The organism is Pseudooceanicola endophyticus (assembly GCF_018760365.1).
Lineage (GTDB): Bacteria > Pseudomonadota > Alphaproteobacteria > Rhodobacterales > Rhodobacteraceae > Pseudooceanicola > Pseudooceanicola endophyticus.
This window is the reverse complement of record NZ_JAHIAB010000001.1, coordinates 168,546-186,140: the sequence shown is the minus strand read 5'-3', so window position 1 is coordinate 186,140 and position 17,595 is coordinate 168,546. Positions and strand designations below refer to the sequence as shown.

Annotated in this window: 17 protein-coding genes; 4 read left to right on the top strand and 13 right to left on the bottom strand. The window is 66.6% G+C overall.

Features of this window, described 5'->3' with window-relative positions; translation table 11 throughout:
- Positions 1 to 6: 6 nt before the first annotated feature.
- A complete protein-coding gene (locus KM176_RS00920) occupies positions 7 to 816 on the bottom strand; it encodes a helix-turn-helix domain-containing protein (protein ID WP_160891787.1) in 810 nt (269 codons plus the stop codon).
- Positions 817 to 1,036: 220 nt separating this feature from the next.
- Between KM176_RS00920 and KM176_RS00915 the strand changes: the two genes are divergently transcribed.
- Entirely contained in the window at positions 1,037 to 1,456 is a 420-nt protein-coding gene (locus KM176_RS00915; protein WP_160891785.1) for a hypothetical protein, read from the top strand.
- A gap of 101 nt (positions 1,457 to 1,557) precedes the next feature.
- Here KM176_RS00915 and ilvN read toward each other — a convergent pair whose 3' ends face one another.
- The 5 genes from ilvN to KM176_RS00890 form a co-directional block, all read right to left on the bottom strand.
- Positions 1,558 to 2,121, bottom strand: coding sequence for an acetolactate synthase small subunit (ilvN, locus tag KM176_RS00910; protein ID WP_160891783.1), 564 nt, complete (start codon positions 2,119 to 2,121; stop codon positions 1,558 to 1,560).
- Positions 2,122 to 2,145: 24 nt separating this feature from the next.
- Positions 2,146 to 3,900, bottom strand: coding sequence for an acetolactate synthase 3 large subunit (locus KM176_RS00905; RefSeq protein WP_160891781.1), 1,755 nt, complete (start codon positions 3,898 to 3,900; stop codon positions 2,146 to 2,148).
- Positions 3,901 to 4,290: 390 nt separating this feature from the next.
- Positions 4,291 to 5,205, bottom strand: a complete 915-nt coding sequence (locus KM176_RS00900) for a delta-class carbonic anhydrase (protein ID WP_160891779.1) — start codon at positions 5,203 to 5,205, stop codon at positions 4,291 to 4,293.
- A gap of 126 nt (positions 5,206 to 5,331) precedes the next feature.
- Positions 5,332 to 5,982, bottom strand: a complete 651-nt coding sequence (locus KM176_RS00895) for a response regulator transcription factor (RefSeq protein WP_160891777.1) — start codon at positions 5,980 to 5,982, stop codon at positions 5,332 to 5,334.
- Entirely contained in the window at positions 5,979 to 7,415 is a 1,437-nt protein-coding gene (locus KM176_RS00890) for a cache domain-containing protein (protein ID WP_160891775.1), read from the bottom strand. The genes KM176_RS00895 and KM176_RS00890 overlap by 4 nt, the downstream gene beginning before the upstream one ends.
- Before the next feature lie 241 nt (positions 7,416 to 7,656).
- On the opposite strand from KM176_RS00890, the gene KM176_RS00885 reads away from it, so the two are divergent.
- The 3 genes from KM176_RS00885 to KM176_RS00875 all read left to right on the top strand — a co-directional run bounded on the left by KM176_RS00885 (position 7,657) and on the right by KM176_RS00875 (position 12,110).
- Complete coding sequence (locus tag KM176_RS00885; RefSeq protein WP_160891773.1) at positions 7,657 to 8,742, top strand: TRAP transporter substrate-binding protein; 1,086 nt, start codon at positions 7,657 to 7,659, stop codon at positions 8,740 to 8,742.
- A gap of 102 nt (positions 8,743 to 8,844) precedes the next feature.
- Positions 8,845 to 9,738: a TRAP transporter small permease subunit gene (locus KM176_RS00880; RefSeq protein ID WP_160891771.1), complete on the top strand. Its 894-nt coding sequence runs from the start codon at positions 8,845 to 8,847 to the stop codon at positions 9,736 to 9,738.
- 14 nt (positions 9,739 to 9,752) lie between these two features.
- Positions 9,753 to 12,110 (top strand): TRAP transporter large permease, encoded by a 2,358-nt coding sequence (locus KM176_RS00875; RefSeq protein WP_160891769.1) that lies wholly within the window; start codon positions 9,753 to 9,755, stop codon positions 12,108 to 12,110.
- A 63-nt stretch (positions 12,111 to 12,173) separates the two neighbouring features.
- Here KM176_RS00875 and KM176_RS00870 read toward each other — a convergent pair whose 3' ends face one another.
- The 7 genes from KM176_RS00870 to KM176_RS00840 all read right to left on the bottom strand — a co-directional run bounded on the left by KM176_RS00870 (position 12,174) and on the right by KM176_RS00840 (position 17,594).
- Entirely contained in the window at positions 12,174 to 12,614 is a 441-nt protein-coding gene (locus KM176_RS00870; RefSeq protein ID WP_160891767.1) for a DUF1236 domain-containing protein, read from the bottom strand.
- Positions 12,615 to 12,959: 345 nt separating this feature from the next.
- On the bottom strand, positions 12,960 to 13,778 hold the full coding sequence (locus tag KM176_RS00865; protein WP_160891765.1) for an arginyltransferase: 819 nt from the start codon (positions 13,776 to 13,778) through the stop codon (positions 12,960 to 12,962).
- A gap of 105 nt (positions 13,779 to 13,883) precedes the next feature.
- Positions 13,884 to 14,336, bottom strand: a complete 453-nt coding sequence (locus KM176_RS00860; protein WP_160891763.1) for an RDD family protein — start codon at positions 14,334 to 14,336, stop codon at positions 13,884 to 13,886.
- 128 nt (positions 14,337 to 14,464) lie between these two features.
- Positions 14,465 to 14,923: a DUF2852 domain-containing protein gene (locus KM176_RS00855; RefSeq protein WP_160891761.1), complete on the bottom strand. Its 459-nt coding sequence runs from the start codon at positions 14,921 to 14,923 to the stop codon at positions 14,465 to 14,467.
- 105 nt (positions 14,924 to 15,028) lie between these two features.
- Positions 15,029 to 15,496 (bottom strand): YbaK/EbsC family protein, encoded by a 468-nt coding sequence (locus tag KM176_RS00850; RefSeq protein WP_160891759.1) that lies wholly within the window; start codon positions 15,494 to 15,496, stop codon positions 15,029 to 15,031.
- Between the two features lie 59 nt (positions 15,497 to 15,555).
- Complete coding sequence (locus KM176_RS00845; RefSeq protein ID WP_160891757.1) at positions 15,556 to 17,037, bottom strand: inorganic phosphate transporter; 1,482 nt, start codon at positions 17,035 to 17,037, stop codon at positions 15,556 to 15,558.
- 32 nt (positions 17,038 to 17,069) lie between these two features.
- Positions 17,070 to 17,594 carry an NUDIX hydrolase gene (locus tag KM176_RS00840; protein ID WP_375372112.1) on the bottom strand — a complete coding sequence of 175 codons (525 nt, stop codon included), beginning with the start codon at positions 17,592 to 17,594 and terminating at the stop codon, positions 17,070 to 17,072.
- Position 17,595: the final 1 nt, after the last annotated feature.

Here is a 17,595-nt window from a genome sequence, read left to right as displayed (position 1 = left end):
GCAACGTCAGGCGGGGGCCATGGTGCCGCTCAGAACCATGCGGTGAAAGCGGGGCAGGGATTCGGGATCGGCAAAGCCGGTCCTGCGGGCGCAGCGCAGGGCGCGCCCCAGGTCCCGCCCCAGGTAATCGTAGAGGATCGGAAAGGTCATCATGCCGCTGCCGGAACCGGGCTGGTTCTGCCGCACGACGCAGCCCATCCAGAGGTTCTGCGTCACGTCGGGCGTCGCGGAATGGACGAAGCAGTAGGTGCTGGAGTTTGCCTCGCGGCGCGCCATCAGGATGCCGACGCCGCGGCTCTGCCGGAAGACGGAGCCGCGGAATTCCCGCGCGGCGCCGGTCTCGGGAAGCCCAAGGTGACGCATCAGCGCCCGGGGCTGGTAGCCGCGGATGAAGGTCTGTTCGTCGCGCCGATAAACCCGCGACAGGATCACCAGCACCTTGCCGTGATGCGTCAGGCTGGGGGTCAGGGACCGGTAGAACCCCTCCGGAAAGGCATCGGGCGCCACCTTCAGCTTGGCCGTGGTCAGAAACCCCGAGATTTCGGGGTGATCCAGCAGCGCGGCGGGCTTGCGCCGGATCTGTTCGAGCGGCTCCAGCAGGATGCGGGCATCGGTGTCGAAGAAGGCGCAGATGCGCTCCAGCACCTCGGGGCGGGGATAGCTCTCGCCCGAGAGGTAGCGGTTGAACTGGGTCCGGTTGATGCCAAGATCCCGGCACAGCCCCGAGACCGAGGGGTGCTGGTTGGCCAGGTGGCGCAGGTTGACGCCGAAGACATGTTTGAGGGTTTCGGCACGGGCATCCTGGGCGTCACTCATGCGGGGCGCATCCTTCTTGCTCTGCCGGCTTGGGGCAAGCCGTCGGGCCATGTACCATTTGCCACCACTGGCGGCCCCATGACGCGACCGGGGCCCGAGGGGCCGCAGACCGGAGCACTCAGGAAATATCATATGTTTGATCTGGATCACTGACAACTCGACAGATGGCCCGGTATTTGGAATAGTGCACTCTACACGTGACCGGGGAGGGGAGCGTCTTATGAAGATCGAGAGATCGATGCTGGGGATTGTGCTGTGGGTGGCAGAGGAATCCCGAACGGCAGTGGTGTGGTGCGAGGATCAGGGCGATCTGGTCAATCTGGAACTGTGCCGTGAGGCGACGGGAACCGGGCAGAGCCTGGTACGGGGCGGGCTGGGGGCCGGGGACCTTGTGCAGTTCGACCTTTTCGTGATGGATCATCAGAGAGTTGGCCGCAACGCCCGTGCCGTGCCGGGCGGGCATTCGCCGCAGGTCCTGCGCCAGCTGCGCGCGGCCGGGGCGGCGCAGGCGGATGCGGCGGATCCTGCGGCGCCCTGCCGGATCGCGCCGCGCGCGGAAAAGCCGGCGGAAGGCATGGCCTGTGCTAGCGCCCGCAGCCGCTGGAATCTGGCCGCCGGAGAACGCGTGCTGATCTGCTGAGGCAGGTCAGACGTTCCGGATACCGGGACGCAGGGCGCGGGAAGGAAAAAGGGCCGCCTGTCGGGTAGACAGGCGGCCCCTTGTTTGAGATCGTCCGGCGATCAGCTTTCGCCGCGCGACAGGGCTGCGACGCCGGTGCGGGCGATCTCGCTCAGGCCGAGGGGGCGCATCAGCTCGGCGAAGGCGTCGATCTTGTCCGGCGCGCCGGTCAGTTCGAAGACGAAGCTTTCCAGCGTCGAATCCACCACCTTGGCGCGGAAGATATCCGCCAGGCGCAGCGCCTCGACGCGCTTGTCGCCGCCGCCCGAGACCTTGATCAGCGCCAGTTCACGCTCGACCGAGGGGCCCTCGACGGTCAGGTCGTTGACCTGGTGCACGGGGATGATGCGGCCCAGCTGGGCCTTGATCTGCTCGATCACCAGCGGCGTGCCGCGGGTGACGATGGTGATGCGGCTCCGCTTGCCGGTGTGGTCCACCTCGGCGACGGTCAGGCTTTCGATGTTGTAGCCGCGACCCGAGAAAAGGCCGATCACCCGGGCTAGAACCCCTGCCTCGTTGTCGACCAGCACCGCAAGAGTGTGCTGTTCCACCGCGTCGCCGTAGGTCGGACGCAGGTTGTAGGCGGAATGGCTGGTTGCGCCCTTCTTGATATGGAGTGCGTTCATCTTTCTGTCCTCCGTTCCGACCGTTTACACCAGCACCGCGCCGTCCGACTGGATCGCGCCCTCGGTCGAGGCATCGCCCAGCAGCATCTCGTTATGCGCCTTGCCCGACGGGATCATCGGGAAGCAGTTCTCGTGCTTCTCGACCAGGCAATCGAAAATCACCGGCCCGTCGTAATTGATCATCTCCATGATCGCGTCATCCAGATCCGCGGGATCCGAGCACTGGATGCCCTTGGCACCGAAGGCCTCGGCCAGCTTGACGAAATCGGGCAGCGATTCCGACCAGCTGGAGGAATAGCGCTCGCCGTGCAGCAGCTGCTGCCACTGGCGCACCATCCCGAGGCGCTCATTGTTCAGGATGAACTGCTTGACCGGCAGGCGGTACTGCATCGCCGTGCCCATCTCCTGCATGTTCATCAGCCAAGAGGCCTCGCCGGCGACGTTGATCACCAGCGCCTCCGGGTGGGCCTGCTGGACGCCCACGGAGGCCGGGAAGCCGTAGCCCATGGTGCCGAGGCCGCCGGAGGTCATCCAGCGGTGGGGCTCTTCGAAATGCAGGAACTGCGCGGCCCACATCTGGTGCTGGCCCACTTCGGTGGTGATGTAGCGATCCATCCCCTTGGTCAGCGCTTCCAGACGCTCAAGCGCGTACTGCGGTTTGATGATCTTGTCGGAGTTCTTGTAGGTCAGGCACTTGACCTGTTTCCAGCCGTCGATCTTCTGCCACCACTTCGCCAGGCCCTCGCGGTCCATCTTGCGACCGCGCGCCTTCCAGACCTTCAGCATGTCTTCCAGCACATGGGCGACGTCGCCGATGATCGGGTAATCGACATGGATGACCTTGTTGATCGAAGAGGGGTCGATGTCGATATGCACCTTCTTCGATTTCGGGCTGAACGCGTCGGTGCGGCCGGTGATGCGGTCGTCGAAGCGGGCGCCGACGCAGATCATCAGGTCGCAGTCATGCATCGCCATGTTGGCCTCGTAGAGACCATGCATCCCGAGCATCCCCAGCCACTTGTCGCCCGAGGCCGGGTAGGCGCCCAGACCCATCAGCGTCGAGGTGATCGGCGCGCCGGTGGCCTCGACCAGCTCGCGCAGCAGCTGGCTGGCGGCAGGGCCCGAGTTGATGACGCCGCCGCCGGTGTAGAAGACCGGGCGCTTCGCGGTTTCCAGCGCCGCGATGACCTCGGTGATCTCTTCCAGATCACCCTTCAGCTGCGGCTGGTAGCGGTACTCGGTCTTCTTGGGCGGCGCGATATAGGTGCCGGTGGCGAACTGCACGTCCTTCGGGATGTCCAGCAGCACCGGGCCCGGACGGCCCGAGGTCGCGACATGGAAGGCCTGGTGCAGCAGGCGCGGCAGGTCGTCGGTCTCCTTCACCAGCCAGTTGTGCTTGGTGCAGGGGCGGGTGATGCCGACGGTGTCGGCCTCCTGGAAACCGTCGGTGCCGATCATGAAGGTCGGAACCTGTCCCGACAGGACGACCAGCGGGATCGAGTCGAGCAGCGCATCGGTCAGGCCGGTCACCGCGTTGGTCGCGCCCGGGCCCGAGGTCACCAGCGCCACGCCGGGCTTGCCGGTCGAACGCGCATAGCCCTCGGCGGCGTGCAGGGCGGCCTGCTCGTGCCGGACGAGGACGTGGCGGATGTCGTTCTGCAGGAAGATCTCGTCGTAGATCGGCAGAACGGCGCCGCCGGGATAGCCGAAAATCGTGTCCACGCCCTGATCCTTCAGGGCCTGGACAATCATCTTCGCCCCAGTCATCTGCCGTGCCATCTGTCTTCTCCTCGTCTCGCGCCGTGGCGCTCTCAACTCTTATTCGGGTACAAAAAAACCCCCGGTGGGATCTACCGGGGGCGCATGGGGTCCTAAAAGGGTCTCCGGTGATTACCGGCCCATGCGCCTTTCCTCTACGATGATTACTAGGGTCATCATGACGCCCGGGGCTCCTTCGTTGGTACAGGGGTGATATGGGCTGACCTCCCAAAGGTCAACCGCCTTTTCCACGCAAAAATGTCGCGGAGGTCATATTTTCTTTTCGAAAGTTGCGCGATCCTGCCGGTCCGGTTTCGCAATCCCTCGGGTTGGGGCGATCTGGCCGTCGAATCCCAATGAAAACGGGGTGCGGCGCCGGGTCCGCACCCCTCTCACGTCCTGGTGAGCGGATCACTCGATCATCGGGGCCAGCAGGGACGGGGCGGTGACCAGCTTGCGCACGCCGTGGGAGTGGTCCTCCTCGAAGACATTGCCGCGCGCCGCCCAGTTGTAGAGCGAGGTGATATCAAGGCGCGCGCAGCGCGGCCGGACCGACCAGGTGACCTGCAGCGGAGAGCAGACCGCCTGGCTGTAGTTCGGCCCGGTGGTCGAGCCGCGGAAGACGACCGGGGTGCCGGTGTCGCGGGGCAGGGCCTTGGGCTGCGGGCGTCCGCCCGAGATGTGGCCGTCGAAAGTATAGGCGCCGAAGTCCAGCGCGAAGGGGTCGTTCACCACCAGGAAGACCTGGCTTTCCACCCGCAGCGTCGGGTTGGAGCAGCTGTCCGACAGGCAGGCGCCCAGCCCCTTGCCGGGCTGCACGTCGCAGGAGGAATAGACCCAGTGCACCTCGATCGTGTCGCCGGGCTTGACGCCGTGGAAGGGGCCGTGACCGAAGGCGGGGTCTTCCAGCTCGGCCGCGCTCAGCTGGTCGGAGCCCTCGCATTTGAAGCCGCCGGCCTCTGGATCGAGGGAGGCGACGGGAAAGCCCGGGCCGCGGTGTTCGGCATTGGTGTGGGTGTGGATGTTGCAGAGGTTCATCATCGCGGGCGCCGGGGCCAGCGGGAAGATCTGGCTGTTGGTGCCGGCACGCAGGGCGATGTCGCGCGGGGTCTGCGGACCAAAGCCCTGGCACAGGGCGCCATCCTCGGGCGCCGGCAGAGGGGTGTCATGTCCGGCGGTCGGGGCCGCGGCAGGCACGGCCCGGGCCGGGGGGGCATGGGCGGGTTCGACGTGGCTCTGCTCGGCATGGGCCGGGGGCGCGAGGGCAGGCAGGGCCAGCCCGAGGGCCAGTGTCGGCAGCAGGAGACGGCAGACGGAAAGCGGCATGGGGACCTCCGGCAGGGTGATGCCCCTGCTTAACGCCGGATCCCTTTCCCGATCCTTGCCAGCGCCGGATTTTCACCGTCCCGGGTTAACGCCGCCCCCGGGGACGGCCATCACGCTGGAATCCCGTCAGAACTTGCGCCCCGTGCCCTGAAGTACCCCGTGCTGCATGGCATATTGCGTCAGCCCCGCGGTCGAGGAAATGCCCAGCTTTTTCTTCAGATTCTTCCTGTGCGTCTCGACCGTGCGCACCGAGATATCCAGCTCCAGCGCCACTTCCTTGTTGCTCTTGCCCTGGGCCAGGGCAAGCAGGATGGTCTGTTCGCGGTTGGTCAGGTGGCCGCCGTTGCGGCGCGGCGCCAGCGATCCCTGGGCGCCGGTGCACAGGTAGCGCTCTCCGCGCATGACGGCGTCGATGGCGCGCTTGATCTCGTCCGTGGGTACGTCTTTCAGCACGTAGCCCTGGGCGCCATGGTCCAGCGCCGTCTGGATGTATTCCGGGCTGTCATGCATCGACAGGATCAGGATGCGCAGGTCGGGGGTATTCTCTAGCAGGATCTCGCAGGCGGTCAGCCCGCCCATCTCGGGCATGTTCAGATCCAGCAGGATCACATCCGGAGCGATGCCCGGCACCGCCTCGATGATGGCACGACCGTTGCCGTAGGTGCCCACGACCTCGATGTCCTCGAAGCTTTCCAGGATCGCCTCGATGCCATCGGCGACCATCGGGTGATCGTCGACGATGGCAACGCGGGTGGGGCGGGTGCGGGTCAGGGTCATGCGGGGTCCTTCTCCCTGGCGGGGGTGGTGCCGTCCGAGGCGGCGGAGGCGACCTTGATCTGCGACAGCGGCAGGGTCACCTCGATCAGCGTGCCGCTGCGCGAGGAGACGATCTTCAGCGTGCCGTCCATCTGGTCGACGCGTTCCTGCATGTTGCGCAGGCCGATGCCGGGGCGGGTGCCGGGCGTGCCGCCCTCGCGGATGCCCTGGCCGTCGTCGGCGATCTTCAGGGTGACGCCGGTGCGATGGCCGCGCAGGTCCATCTCGATCCGGGTGGCGCGGGCGTGGCGTTCGATATTGGTCAGCGCCTCCTGGGCGATGCGGTAGAGCGCGATCTTGGCATTGTCGTCCAGCCGGTTGCGGAACACCACGGTGGTAAAGTCGCAGGCGATGCCGGTGCGCGCCGAGAAATCCTCCACCAGTGCCTTCAGGGCAGGGCCCAGACCCAGGTCGTCCAGCACCCCGGGGCGCAGGTCGCGGCTGATCCGGCGCACCTCCTGGATGGCGTCGCCCAGCCCCGCCATGGCCCGGTCCAGCGTCGCCGGGCCCCGCACATCGCCGGCCTCGATCCGCCGCTTGGCACTGTCGAGCCCGTAGCGCACCCCCACAAGCAGCTGAGAAATACCGTCATGCAGTTCCCGGGCGACGCGGCCGCGCTCTTCCTCCTGGGCATCGAAGACCCGCTGGGTCAGTTCCTTCAGCTTGGCATCGGCCAGGCGCCGTTCGCGGATATTGAGCATCAGGCCAGAGGCGAAGACCAGCACCAGCGCCCCCGCCGTGATCGCGCCGATGTAGAGGAAGGTGCGGCGCACCCGGTGTTCGACGTCGGCACGCGCGGCGGCGGTGCTGGCCAGCACGTCGTCGATGAAGACCCCGGTGCCCACCGCCCATTTCCAGGAATGCAGCGCGGTCACGTAGCTGACCATCAGCGCCTCCTCTCCGGAGGAGGGCTTGGGCCAGAGGTGGGTGACATAGCCGGTGCCCTCGCGGGCGGTCTCGATGAAGTCGCGCACCACATAGCGCCCGGTGCCGTCGCGCAGGTCCCACCAGTTGCGGTTGATCATCGCGGTCTGGCGCGGCGAGACGAGGTTGGTGCCGCTGTAGTCGTAGACGAAGAAGAACCCGTCCTCGCCGTAGGTCATGGCCGACAGGATCTGCTTGACCGCCTCCTGGGCTGCCGCATCGTCGGGCCCGGCCATGCCGTAGATCCTGTTCAGCCCGTTGCGCGCCTGGGTGACATAGTTCTTCAGCTCGGCCTTCTTGGCCTCGATCATCTGGCGCTCCAGCGCCGCGATCTCGCGCTCCGAGAGGTCGCGGGACTGTTCCACCACCAGCCAGGAGATCGCCGCCACCGCCAGGATGAGCGGCAGCGTGGCCAGAAGAAAGATCTTCTGTCCGTAGCTTGCCTTGACCCGGGGAAGCCTCCTCCTCATGCGCAACCGTTAGCCGTGGCGGACCGTGATTTCCACCATGGCGTGTCTTTCGTTGCGTCACATGCGGCAAAAGCGCCCCCGCGGGCGGATCGGGCGCGCACGTTCCGGTGAAAAATCTGTCCGTCTACGCAATCCTTGGTATTTCACTGTTCCGTGAGCTTGGGTAGCTTCCCAGACACTGTAACGACGCACCCGAGGGCGGGAGGAGCCCGATGGTGCGTCAAGGGGAGGAGAAATACCCATGGATCGTCGTTCTTTCCTGAAGACTTCGGCCTTCGGGGGCACTGCGGCTGCGGCCACGTCCCTGGCGGCCCCTGCGATCGCGCAGGGCGCCGTCAAGCTGACCATGGTCACCACCTGGCCGCGCGGCCTGGCGGGCGTCTGGGATTCGGTCGAGCGCTTCAGCAACACGGTCGCCACCATGTCGGACGGCCAGCTGACCATCGAGGCGAAGGCCGCCGGCGAACTGGTCGGCGCGCTCGAGGTCTTCGATGCGGTGACCAGTGGCCAGGCCGACATGTACCACGGTTGCGAATACTACTTTGTCGGGCAGCACCCGGCGCTGGCCTATTTCACCACGGTGCCCTTCGGCATGACCGCGCCCGAGATGATCACCTGGTACTATGCCGACGGCGGCATGGAGCTGCATCACGAACTGGGAGAGATCTTTGGCCTGAAGGGCTTCATCGCGGGCAACACCGGCGCCCAGGGCGGCGGCTGGTTCCGCAAGCCGGTCAGCAGCCCGGACGACTTCAAGGGCCTGAAGTTCCGCATGCCGGGTCTGGGCGGGCAGGCGCTGGCCAAGCTCGGCGCCTCGGTGCAGGTGCTGCCGGGCGGCGAGATCTATCAGGCGCTGTCCACAGGCGCGCTGGATGCCACCGAATGGATCGGCCCCTGGTCGGACGAGAAGCTGGGCCTGCAGGAGGTCTGCAAGTACTACTACCCCGCCGGTTTTCACGAACCCGGCGCGGCGCTGACCGTGACCTGCAACCTCGATGTCTTCAACGGGCTGACCCCGGCACAGCAGAAGATCATCGAGATCGCCGCCGCCGAGACCCACCAGCAGAACTACGGGCTGTTCATCTCCAACAACGGTCCCGCGCTGGATCGTCTGCGCGGCTCGGGTGTCAACGTCGAGACCTTCTCGGACGCGATCTGGGATGCCTATGGCCAGGCCTCGAAAGAAGTGCTGGACGGCTTCATGGATGATGAGCTGTTCGCCAAGATCCGGGAAAGCGCCGAGACCTCGATGAAGGCCTCCTCGGGGTGGAACTCGGTCTCGGACGGCACCTATGTCACGCAGCGCAACCGGGTGATGGGGGCCTGAGGCCCGCCGGAACCGGCAACAGGCCTGTGCCCCCCGGCCCGGGGGCACGGGTGACAGGCGCCGCCCGTGCGCCGTCAGGGCCTTTCGAAAGGGGGGAGGGGAATGCTCGACGCATTCATCTGGCTGATCTCGCAGATCGGCCTCGGCTTCTATCACATGGGCTATGCGCTGACGCATCCGTCGCTCTGGCTGGACTGGTCCGACAAGCAGAACCTCTTGCGCTTCGTCTACTACGGCGGCTCGCACGAGTTTCTCTTTGTCTTCATCGACCTGTTCCTGGTGCTGACGGTGGCGGGGCTGGTCTGGCGGCGCTTCATGTGGGGCTGCGTCCGGGTGCTCGAGGCCACGGCCAATGCCATCGGGCGCACCGCCGCCTGGGCGGGGCTGATCCTGGTCGGCCAGCAGATCATCATCGTCTTCGTGCAGTCGATCTTCCGGAAGGGCGAGATCGTGCTGGCGCCCTTCGGTCTGGGGCTGAGCCAGTCGATCACCTGGTATGCCGAGGGGCTGAAGCTGTGGAACGCCATCGTGGTGGCGCTCTGCGTGGCCTATGCCTTCGTGCAGGGCAGCCACGTGCGCGTCGACCTGATCTATGCCCCCATCGGCCACCGCGCCAAGCGCGTCGTCGACATGTTCGGATCGCTGTTCTTCATGATGCCGGTCGCCGCGCTGATGTGGATGTATTCCTGGTTCTTCCTCTGGCGGCACCTGATCACGCCCAAGGTCTCGGCCTCCGACAAGCTGGAGCTGATGCTGAAGAAGGCCCGCATCGTGAAATGGAACGTGGAAACCATCGGTTTCAGCCCGGACGGGTTCAACGGCTATTTCCTCTTCAAGATCCTCATCCTGTGCTTCATCGCGCTGGTCTTCCTCCAGGCGGTAAGCTTCTTCTACCGCTCGCTGCTGGAGTTCCTCGAAGGCCCCGAAAGCGCAGACCGCTACCGTGACCAGGACAGCCTTGGCGCGGGCGAAGAAGCCTATGAAGGCACGCATTAAGGGGCTGATACACCATGCTTTTCGGACTTGATGGCGTCGAGATCGGCCTGATCATCGTCTTCCTTTCGCTGTTTGCCGGCATCCTGTCCGGCTTCCCGGTGGCCTTCGCCATCCCGGGTGCGGGGCTGTTTGCCTTCGCGATCATCGCCTATCTCGATGGCAACGGGCTGCTGGTTCACCAGGCCATCGACACCGGGTCGGACGCCTACCGGGCGCTTCTGGGGACGGGGGTGCATGCGGATGCGATCTCGGTCTTCCGCTACCCCGACCTGCCGCGCCTCGCGCAGCCCGTGTTCGAGCGCGGCTGGGAGACCGCGATGGACCGCAACATCTCCTTCATCGTGAACCGCATGAACGAGCGTGTCTTCGCCGGCCAGAGCATCGAGACCCTGCTGGCGGTGCTGATGTTCGTCATGATGGGCATCGTGCTGGAACGCTCGAAGATCGCCAACGACCTGCTGACCACCATGGCCCGGGTCTTCGGCCCGCTGCCCGGGGGCCTCGCGGTGTCGGTCGTGGTGGTGGGGGCGTTTCTTGCCGCCTCGACCGGCATCGTCGGCGCCACGGTCGTCACCATGGGGCTGCTGTCGCTGCCCACGATGCTGCGCAACGGCTATTCGCCCGAGCTTTCGACCGGCGTCATCGCCGCCTCCGGCACGCTGGGGCAGATCATCCCGCCCTCTATCGTCATCGTGCTGCTGGGCACGCTTGCCGGGGATCTCTATTCCGCCGCGCAGGAGGCCCGCGCCCAGGCGGCGGGCTGCACCGATGCGCTGACCTATCTGGGCAAGCCCGCCGTGGTCTCGGTCGGGACGCTGTTCCAGTCGGCGATGCTGCCGGGGATCCTGCTGGCGGTGCTCTATGCCGCCTATGCCTTCGGCTATGCGGTGCTGAACCCGAAGAAGGCGCCGGCGGTCCATGCCGGCTACACCGGTGGCGCAGAGGTGATCACGCGTTCCGAAAGCCTGACCTGGTTCCTGCTGGTGCCGGGCGCGGTGCTGGCGGGCGCGCTGCTGCTGGGGGAATTCGGGATCATCGGCTCCCAGGACCTGACGGTGGCCAGCTATTCCGAAGCGGGGCAGGGCGCGGTGCTGCGCACCCATGTCTCCGACACTTGCAAGGCCGCGATGATCGAGCTGCACGGCCAGGCGAAATGGGATCTGGCCGTCGCCCAGACCCAGGCCATCGAGGCCGCCGGCGGGGTCGAGGAATCCCACCGCCTCTCGGCGGAGGAACTCGCCGCCGCCACTGCCGCCAAGGCCGCTTCGGCCGCGCCCATCGGCAGCGGTCTGGCGGTGGTGCTGGTGATCTTCGGGATCGCGCTGGCGGCGGCGCGTGGCGTCAAACCGCTGGAAAGCCCGCTGCCGCTGCTGATCGGCGCGGGCGGCCTGCTGGCCGCAGCCCTGGCCGACGTGCTGTTCCTGCCGCCCGCAGCGGGCCCGGGCACCCGGTTCCTGGTGCTGCTGCTGCCGATGCTGGTGGCGCTCTGGGGGATGAAGCACGCCGCCGCAAGGCTGGCGCAGAACGAGCTGGTGCGCGTGGTCTTCCCGCCGCTCCTGCTGATCGTGGCGGTGCTGGGCTCGATCCTGGGGGGCATCACCAACCCGACACCGGCGGCAGCCCTCGGGGCGGGGGGGGCGATCATGCTCGCCGCCTACCGCAAGCTCGAAGAGACGGGGGGCAACCGCAGGATCATCCTCTGGGCCACCTTCGCCCTGATCGGGATGATCCTGCTCGGCGCGAACTTCGACCTGCGCATCACCCAGGAGGTCGTCACGGCGGAAAACTGGCTGGCCTATCTTGCCGCCTTTGCCTGCTACATGATGGCGGCGATCGGGCTGATCTATTCGGGCTGGGTGCTGCTGCGCACGAAGGTCCTGGGCCCGGTGGTGCGCGAAACCGCCAAGGTCACCTCGATGGTCTTCACCATCCTGGTGGGCTCGCAGCTGCTGAACCTCGTGGTGATCTCCTTCGGCGGCGAGCATTACATCCAGGACTTCCTGAAAAGCTTCGACAGCGAATTCCAGGTCTTCCTGATCGTGATGCTGGTGCTCTTCGTGCTGGGCTTCGTGCTCGACTTCCTCGAGATCATCTACATCGTGATCCCGATCGTCGGCCCGGTGATCTACGGGGGCACCTTCGATCCGAAATGGGTGACGATCATGATTGCGGTCAATCTTCAGACCTCGTTCCTGACCCCACCCTTCGGCTTTGCGCTGTTCTACCTGCGCGGCGTCGCCCCGGCGGCGGTGACCACGGGCCACATCTACCGCGGCGTGATCCCCTTCGTGCTGATCCAGGTGCTGGGGCTGATGCTGCTGTGGTTCGTCCCCCAGATCGTCACCGTGGTGCCCGACCTTCTGGGCCGCTGAACGCGAAACGGCCGCAGGGGATGCCCTGCGGCCGGTCGCCCGTCACGGGTCCGGGAGGATGGCTCAGTCGACCACGTGGACGATGGTGCGGTCCTGGCTGTCCACGATCACCGGCTGCTGCTGCTGGTCATAGACATAGGCATATTGCGGCTGGTCGGGGACCGGGGTCAGGGCCACGGTGTCGGGCACCACGACGCCGGTGCGCACTTCGCCGGGGATGGTCACGGTATGCACCGGGTGGGCTTCCGCATAGGTGACGACTTCCTTCTGCTCCGGCGTCAGCTCGTTGCCGGTCCAGGCCCCGATGGCGGCCCCCACGACGGCGCCCACGGGTCCGCCGACGGCGGCACCGGTTGCGGCCCCGGCGACCATGCCGGCGGTGGCATTGTCCTTCTTCTCGGCCATGTTGTCATGCTTGGTGATGACGGTGGTATCGGCATAGGCGGCGCCCGAGGCGATCAGCGTGGCGAGACCGGCGGCGGCGAAAATGGATTTCTTGAACATTGTCTTTCCTTCTAGATCTTGGCTTGCGGGGCTGTATCCCTGCTCTGACGGTACAACCCGCCCTGGCCCGGATCGGTTCGCCGCCGCCGCCCGTCGGGGCCCCGGCGCGCAGATCTCCGCCACAAATGCCAAAAATCAGATGGGTTCCACGGCGGGTTCCCGCCCAGCCCCCCCGGCGCGCAACGTCACCCACCCGTACCGGCCCCGCTCCCTGTCATCTGGCCATAAATATCCCGGGGGAGTCTCCGCAGGAGACGGGGGCAGAGCCCCCAACCCGGCGCTCCGGCCCGACCTTCCAGCTCGATCCGGCCCGGGCCCCGATCCGCCCCCGAACCGGCGTCCGCCTCAGCGCCGGGGCGCGCGGGTATCGGGCAGGGTGATATTGGCCACCTGCTCGGCGATGGGATCGCTTTTCAGCGGATGGGTGGTGGAATCGTAATCTGCGGGATCGTTCATGCCTTCCCAGCGGCCGGCGTGATACAGCTCCAGCCCCGAGAACTTGGCCTTGTAGCCCATCTTCGGCGATCCCGGCACCCAGTAGCCCAGGTAGACGAAGGGCAGCCCGGCGGCCCGGGCGATCTCCACGTGATCGAGGATCAGGTAGGTGCCCAGCGAATTGCGCTCCAGCGTCGGGTCGTAGAAGGAATAGACCATCGACACCCCGTCATCGAGGACATCCGTCAGTGCCGCCGCCTTCAGCCCGGCTTCGGGATCGACATATTCGATGACGCGCGAGCGGATCGGGGTTTCCTCGATCATGGCGGCGAATTCGAAGACATCCATGTCGGCCATGCCGCCATCGGCATGGCGGCTGTCGAGGTAGCGGCGAAACAGAGAGAACTGCTCCTCCGTCGCCCAGGGCGAGGTGGCGCGGCGTTCCAGATGGGCATTGCGGTTGATGGTGCGCCGCTGCGAGCGGGTGGGCCGGAAATCCGACACCCGGATCCGGGCCGAGAGGCAGGCGGCGCAATCGGCGCAGGAGGGACGGTAGAGTACGTTCTGAGAGCGCCGGAAGCCCTGCTTGGACAGGGAATTGTTCAGCTGTTCGGCTGAATCCCCCTGAAGCGAGGTGAACAGTTTCCGCTCCATCCTGCCTTCCAGATAGGGGCAGGGCTGCGGGGCGGTCACGTAGAACTGCGGCGCGAGAGGAAGGGAATGACGCATGACAACCGGAGCAGGGACTGGGAACCGGGAACGGCGGGCGCCGCCCCTCTTGGCAGAACGATAACGCGCGATTCCCTTTCCGCCAAGCCCTGCGGGCGTGCCGGATCAGCGCAGCCGCCGGTTCATGGCCGTGGTTCCCAGGATATGGTCACCCAGACCCTGACCATGGGGCGTCGCGGCCATCATGATGACCGAGATCACCTGCAGCACCGGGATCGCCCAGCAGATCGTATAGGCCAGGGTATGAAGAAAGGCCTGCTCGCCGGTCAGGCGGGCACCATCAAGGCTGCGCAGCTCGATCCCCAGCAGGCGCATCCCCCAGGTGCCGGATCCGGCGGCAATGGTAAACAGGCGGTAAAGAAAGCCCACGCCCAGCATCAGGGCCGGAAAGAACAGCAGCCCGGTGAAGGCGGTGAAGGGCAGCACCAGCAGGGTGATCGCCAGCACCAGCACGCTGTCCAGGGCCCAGGCCAGGGCGCGGCGGGGGGCGGTGCCAGCCGTCCACTCGGCGGGCGGATCCCGGGGAATATCGCGAAAATCGGGGTCGGGGCGGTACATCGGAACCTCCGGTGAGCAAGGGCAGGCGTGGCGGAAAGGCGGGGGGCTGGCTGATCCCCGACACGGCAACGGCCCCCGTGGGGGCCGCGTCGTGGGGCGGGGCGGGCCCGCCGGGAAGGCCCGCGGCCTCAGGCCTCTTCGCGGGCCGGTGCGTCGCGCTCGGCGGCGGCCTTGCGGGCGCGGTCATCCATGAACTGGTCGAATTCGGCCTTGTCCTTGGCGGCGCGCAGGCGTTCCAGGAAGGCCTCGAAGGCGCCCTGTTCCTCTTCCAGCCGGCGCAGGGTCTCCTGCTTGTAGCTGTCGAAGGCAGAGTTCCCGCTGGACTTCATCGCGGCATGGGCGGTGCGGTAGGCGGCGGGCCCGCGGCCCTCCATGCGGCTGCGGCATTTCGATCCGAACATCTTTTTCCCCCAGATCATGTAGAAGAGAAGTGCGAGGCCGGCCGGCCAGAAGAAGACGAAGCCCAGAACCATTGCGGTCATCCAGGCCCATTTGCCCCTGCTGTCCATCCAGTCCTCCGTCTTGCCGATCCACGAACGCTCGCGCAGCGGGCGCTCGGACGGGTCGTATGCGGTGGCGGTGGTCATTTCTCTCTCCGTGTGTGGTATGTGAATGCTTTTCACATTGCCTAGATTGGGACCCGGGCCGCCACACGCAAGGGGGTATGTGAAGGAAATTTACATTCTTTTGAGTCACCCCGTGAAATCAACGGCTTGCGCGCCGGTGATCCGGGGAAGCTCGGTCGGGTCCATACCGAAGAGGTGGCGCGGCGTGCCGCCGGCGGCCCAGATCCGGGGAAAGTCCAGCAGCCGGGGATCAAGGAAGGCGCGGATCGGGTTCAGGTGGCCCACCGGCGACACGCCTCCGATGGCAAAGCCGGTCTGGGCCCGGATCAGCGCCGCATCGGCCTTGCCAAGCGCCTCTCCGGCCAGGTCCGAGGCCTTGGCGTCATCGACCCGGTTGCCGCCTGCGGTAATGAACAGGATGGCCTCTCCGGAGGTCTCGCCGCGGAAGATGATGGATTTGGCGATCTGGTCGATCTCGCAGCCGACAAGGTCGGCGGCCTGCTGGGCGGTGCGGGCCTCGCCCACTTCTTCCAGCTCGGTGGCGATGCCCGCGTCCTGAAGGGCGCGGGCCACCCGTTTGAGGCTCTTGCTCATGGTGTTCTCCTGCCTAGTGCCCCGGTGGGGTGCCACAAGGCAGGAGAGAGGGAAAGCCCTCAGGCGCCGAAGACCGACAGCGCCCAGAAGCACAGCGCCGAGAGCAGCGCCGCTGCCGGAACGGTGATCACCCAGGCGGCAATGATGGTCATGAAATGCGAGCGGCGCACCAGCTTGCGGCGCTTGCGTTCCTCGGTGGCCAGGGTGGTGCGGGGACGCTCCTGCTGCAGCTTGCGGGCGCGGCGTTCGACATACCATTCGCGGTAGAAGCCGACGCCGAAGACCCCACCCACCGCGATGTGGGTCGAGCTGACGGGCAGGCCGAGCGCGGAGGCGACGATCACCGTCAGCGCGGCGGCCAGCGCCACGCAATAGGCCCGCATCGGGTTCAGCTTGGTGATCTGGCTGCCGACCATGCCGATCAGCTTCGGCCCGAAGACGGCAAGTCCAAGCGAGATGCCGACGGCGCCGATCACCATGACCCAGAGCGGGATTTCCACCTGGCCGGCGGTGGCGGCGGTCTTCTGGGCATAGACCACGGCGGCCAGCGGCCCCACGGCATTGGCGACGTCATTGGCGCCATGGGCGAAGGACAGCAGCGCCGCCGAGATCACCAGCGGCAGGCGGAACATCACCTTGAGAGAGCGGTTGCGGTTCTCGAGTCCCTCGGACTGGGCGCGGATCAGCGGCACCGACAGGCCGCCCAGCAGGATGCCGGCGAAGGCGCCGATCAGGCAGGCATCGGCCAGCGACAGCTTGATCAGGTGCTTCAGCCCCTTCATCGCCAGATAGGCGCCAAAGGCGGCGGACATCACGCCGATCAGCACCGGCACCCAGGTACGCGCGGCGGCGATCTTGTCCTCGACATAGAGGATGCGCCACTTGATGAAGGCCAGCATACCGGCGGCGATGATGCCCCCCAGCAACGGAGAGATCACCCAGCTGAGCGCGATGGAGCCCATGGTGGACCAGTCGACCGCGCCGAGGCCCGCAGCGGCCACGCCCGCGCCCATCACGCCCCCCACGACCGAGTGGGTGGTCGAGACCGGCGCGCCGATCCAGGTGGCCAGGTTGACCCAGATCGCCGCCGACAGCAGCGCCGCCATCATCGCCCAGATGAAGGTCTGCGAAGAGGCTAGGCTGGCCGGGTCGATGATCCCCTTGGAGATGGTCGAAACCACGTCGCCCCCCGCCAGCAGCGCGCCGGCGGTTTCCGCGATCGCGGCGATGGCGATGGCCCCGACCATGGAGAGCGCATTGGCCCCCACCGCCGGACCCATGTTGTTGGCCACGTCATTGGCGCCGATGTTCAGTGCCATGTAGGCCCCGAAGGCGGCGGCGACGATGACCACCAGGTCGCCGGGCTGGTTGCCCCCGGTCAGCAGCGCCGCCGCAAGGGCCGCGAGCGCCACGAAGATCATCGACAGGCCGACACCCACCAGCGGGCGCGAGGCATACATGGAGGCGGCCTCGAGCCGCGAAAAACGGTTCAGGTCGCGGTCGAGCGTCTTCCACTCGAAGGCGTTGTCGTCATTGCTCATGGGATACAGTCCGGCCGCCCGGGCGGGGCGGGTCAGCCTCCGTTCGGCTTGGTGCTGTCCTGCGGATATGCCTGCGAATGGGCCTCGGGGCCCGAGGGCAGCTGGGGCAGGTTGCGCAGCAGGATCTTGAGGTCGGGTTCATTCACCAGCTCGGCGGCGTCGAGCGGCAGTTTCCAGTGACGTTCGCGTTCGTCCATTTCGGGGAACTCGTCGAACAGGCGGATCACCTCGATGGCGTAGACATCCACCACCGTCTCCACCGGCAGGCCACCGGTGAGGCGTTTCTTGTAGCGGTAGCGGCCGATCTTCAGCGGATCGCGGGGCGCGGGTTTCACCCCCGCCTCTTCCCAGGCTTCCTCGATGGCGGTGCCGCCGCCGGAACGCCCGTTCTTCGGCCAGCCCTTGGGCAGGATCCAGCGCCCGGTATCGCGGGAGGTGACCAGCAGGATCTCGGGCGTGCCGTCCGCGGTGAAGCGATAGCACAGCGCCGAGACCTGGTAACGGGCCGGGCGGCGCATCAGCGGCGCGAGAAAATCGGTCATAAAGCGCGAGAACACG

Coding starts and splice junctions, on each gene's coding strand:
- KM176_RS00920 (WP_160891787.1), bottom strand. CDS start 816: ATGAGTGACGCCCAGGATGCCCGTGCCGAAACCCTCAAACATGTCTTC.
- KM176_RS00915 (WP_160891785.1), top strand. CDS start 1,037: ATGAAGATCGAGAGATCGATGCTGGGGATTGTGCTGTGGGTGGCAGAG.
- ilvN (WP_160891783.1), bottom strand. CDS start 2,121: ATGAACGCACTCCATATCAAGAAGGGCGCAACCAGCCATTCCGCCTAC.
- KM176_RS00905 (WP_160891781.1), bottom strand. CDS start 3,900: ATGGCACGGCAGATGACTGGGGCGAAGATGATTGTCCAGGCCCTGAAG.
- KM176_RS00900 (WP_160891779.1), bottom strand. CDS start 5,205: ATGCCGCTTTCCGTCTGCCGTCTCCTGCTGCCGACACTGGCCCTCGGG.
- KM176_RS00895 (WP_160891777.1), bottom strand. CDS start 5,982: ATGACCCTGACCCGCACCCGCCCCACCCGCGTTGCCATCGTCGACGAT.
- KM176_RS00890 (WP_160891775.1), bottom strand. CDS start 7,415: ATGAGGAGGAGGCTTCCCCGGGTCAAGGCAAGCTACGGACAGAAGATC.
- KM176_RS00885 (WP_160891773.1), top strand. CDS start 7,657: ATGGATCGTCGTTCTTTCCTGAAGACTTCGGCCTTCGGGGGCACTGCG.
- KM176_RS00880 (WP_160891771.1), top strand. CDS start 8,845: ATGCTCGACGCATTCATCTGGCTGATCTCGCAGATCGGCCTCGGCTTC.
- KM176_RS00875 (WP_160891769.1), top strand. CDS start 9,753: ATGCTTTTCGGACTTGATGGCGTCGAGATCGGCCTGATCATCGTCTTC.
- KM176_RS00870 (WP_160891767.1), bottom strand. CDS start 12,614: ATGTTCAAGAAATCCATTTTCGCCGCCGCCGGTCTCGCCACGCTGATC.
- KM176_RS00865 (WP_160891765.1), bottom strand. CDS start 13,778: ATGCGTCATTCCCTTCCTCTCGCGCCGCAGTTCTACGTGACCGCCCCG.
- KM176_RS00860 (WP_160891763.1), bottom strand. CDS start 14,336: ATGTACCGCCCCGACCCCGATTTTCGCGATATTCCCCGGGATCCGCCC.
- KM176_RS00855 (WP_160891761.1), bottom strand. CDS start 14,923: ATGACCACCGCCACCGCATACGACCCGTCCGAGCGCCCGCTGCGCGAG.
- KM176_RS00850 (WP_160891759.1), bottom strand. CDS start 15,496: ATGAGCAAGAGCCTCAAACGGGTGGCCCGCGCCCTTCAGGACGCGGGC.
- KM176_RS00845 (WP_160891757.1), bottom strand. CDS start 17,037: ATGAGCAATGACGACAACGCCTTCGAGTGGAAGACGCTCGACCGCGAC.